We start from the raw sequence: 3,037 nt of genomic DNA, 5'->3' as shown, positions 1-3,037 counted from the left end.
TACGTATTCTTTATTGTTATATAAAGGATGAAGACGTACCATTTCAGCAACAACATTATTACTTTTGCAATATTCAGAAAAGTAAATGCAGAAGTTTACTATCTCATCATTGCTTCCTTCAACATAGTGGCCACCATACCCATATGGGGTTATTATATCTTTATATTGATTATCTAAAATTGGAATATCACGTAATATAAATGGGTACAAAATTTTTGTGTCAGCACGCTCATAGAATGCAGCTTTTGCCTTTCCTTGTTCATGTCTTGCAAAAAGCTGAGCATATTTTTGGGAGTAGAAAACATCTAGATACTTAAAATTTGTTAAAGCCTCATCCCATTCTTCCTTAGTATCTAAAATTATAAATCTACTTTCTCTCGAAGCCCCCGTTTTTGTTCCCATAAAATTGTACATGGTGGCATGGCCTTCAAAATTTATGCCTTCCTTTTTCAGCACCTTCATTAATGTTAGGAAGATAATCTTCATATCTAACCAAAGACTTTGGTTTTCTACATACCAAACATCTAATATAAATCTTTCTTCCCATGATAATTCATTTCTCCCATTTACTTGTGCCCAGCCTGTTATCCCTGGACGAACAAGATGTCTTTTAGACTGTTCCGCGCTATAAAGAGCGAGGTATTCCACTAGCAAAGGTCTGGGACCAACTAGACTAATATCTCCCTTAAGTACATTAATTAATTGTGGTAATTCATCTATACTATATTTCCTTAACCATTGACCAAAAGGAGTTATCCGCATTTCATCGGACAATTGATTGCCATTTTCATCCTTTAAGTCTGTCATTGAACGGAATTTATATAAATAAAAAGGTTTTTCATTAAGCCCTGGTCTAATCTGTTTAAAGATAATAGGCGATCCTAATTTCATATAAACCATTAATGATACGATCACAAATGACGGGGACAAGATGATTAATAATAAAACAGCTGATAATAGATCTATGCATCTCTTCATAATACATCTCCATTAAAAATACAAATTTACTTTAATACGTTAATTGCTTTACCCCCGCCTGCCCACTTATACTTTTTGTCCTTTCTGCCCTGCAATATTTAATAACTGATTTCGAATTTCCTCTCTATCCATGTTTTTGTAATCCGAAATTAATTGTTCAATCGGCTCAATTTCAATAGGACTGGCTTTTCCAATATAAATATTTGAATGAACTTGTTTGTCTATCAATTCATCTGCAGCTAGAAGCTCCTCAAACATTTTTTCACCTGGACGAACCCCTGTAAAGATAATTTCTATATCATCTAGCCGATAGCCTGATAATCGAATTAATTTATGAACGAGATCGATAATTTTTACTGGGTTGCCCATATCAAGAATAAAGATTTCCCCACCATTTGCTAACGCACCCGCTTGAATAACTAATCTCGCAGCTTCAGGTATGGTCATAAAGTAGCGAACCATTTCAGGGTGTGTTACTGTTACTGGACCACCTTTATTTATTTGCTTTATAAATAATGGAATCGCACTTCCTCTGCTACCTAAGACATTGCCAAATCTTACTGCTACAAATTTTGTTTGGCTTGTTTCATCAAAATCTTGAATGATCATTTCCGCCAATCTTTTTGTGGCACCCATTACTCCAGTTGGATTGACAGCTTTATCTGTTGAGATCATTACGAAAGCACCTACTTTATGAAAATGGGAGGCTTCGGCTAAGTTTTTTGTCCCGATCACATTATTTTTTATAGCCTCATCTGGGTTCCACTCCATGAGATGTACATGTTTATGTGCGGCTGCATGATAAATAATATCAGGCTGATATTTTCCTATAATATCAAATATTCTCTCGCGATTTTGAATATCAGCTATTTCTGTAATAAATACTAACTGTTCTCCATACTCCTCTTTCATCTCAATATCAATGTTATAAATACTGTTTTCACCATGGCCTAATAGGATCATTTTGGCTGGTTTAAACTTTGCAATTTGCCTGCATATTTCCGATCCAATTGAACCTCCTGCTCCAGTTATTAAAATCACTTTGTCGATAATCGAGTCGGAAATAAGCAAATCATTAAGGATAACAGGCTCCCTGCCTAATAAATCTTCAAACTGAATATCACTCACATCATTAAAAGATTTTTTTCCTTCCATTATATCTTCCACCATTGGCATTTTTTGCGTTTTTGTGTTCGTTTTTATACATATGTTAAGGATTTCATTTAACTGCTGTTTCTTTAAGGATGGAATAGCGATGATAATGTGTTCAATTTTTAGTTTTTGTACAGTCATTTCTATATCATATGTTGTTCCGACTACCGGAACACCATAAATTTCAAGCTTTTGTTTATCCACATTATCATCAATAAATGCAACAGGATAAAATCGTTCAGCACTATTAATAATAAAATGCCTTACCAACATAGTTCCTGCTGAACCTGCACCAACAATTAATGTTCTTTTTTTATTTGTAGTATCTCTTACTAAACGAATGAAAGATATTCTCCAAATAAGTCGTGCTCCACAAATAAACATTGAAATCATTAACCAAAATAATAAAAGCATTCGAAAACTGATAAAGGTCATTGCTGAAAATTGGATGACAAAAAAAATAATCATTGCTAAGGTAGTAACGGCAACTATTTGTAAAACATCTCGAACACTTGCATGCTCCCACGCTTTTCTATACAGTTTAAACCCGTATACTAAAAGGAAGTAAATAAATGAGAAAAGGAGTACTGCCATAAATTCTTCTTTTTCCATCAATTCATTCAACAGCCAAGAACTAAAAATAAATGAAACAGTGATGAGAAAAAGATCGGATAGAATAATAAATGAAAGGCGCTGGCTGTAAGACAATGAAATAGCCCTCCAATCTATAACTTTTTCTCTATTTTAGTTGTCATTCTTGAATTTCAAACTTTGAATAATTTTAATCATATTTACCTATACATGTCTTATCATAATGACACTTCATTTTAATACTTTATATACATTTGCAAAAAACAATCCCCCATTGTGAATTTTGTATGCCACCTATTTTAGAGTATTCCTATAT

1 protein-coding gene and 1 pseudogene are annotated in these 3,037 nt (G+C 33.4%); both read right to left on the bottom strand.

Annotation, left to right across the window (positions count from 1 at the left end):
* Window positions 1-390: 390 nt before the first annotated feature.
* Window positions 391-978: pseudogene (locus tag V7164_RS20515) on the bottom strand (sugar transferase); the annotation flags it as partial.
* Window positions 979-1,044: 66 nt separating this feature from the next.
* Complete coding sequence (locus V7164_RS20510) at window positions 1,045-2,838, bottom strand: polysaccharide biosynthesis protein (protein ID WP_335355089.1); 1,794 nt, start codon at window positions 2,836-2,838, stop codon at window positions 1,045-1,047.
* Between the last annotated feature and the right edge of the window lie 199 nt (window positions 2,839-3,037).

Origin of the sequence: Bacillus sp. JJ1474 (assembly GCF_036965225.1) — a bacterium.
Classification (GTDB): Bacteria; Bacillota; Bacilli; order Bacillales; family Cytobacillaceae; genus Cytobacillus.
The sequence above is the reverse complement of the archived record's forward strand: the minus strand, read 5'-3'. Positions and strand labels throughout refer to the sequence as shown.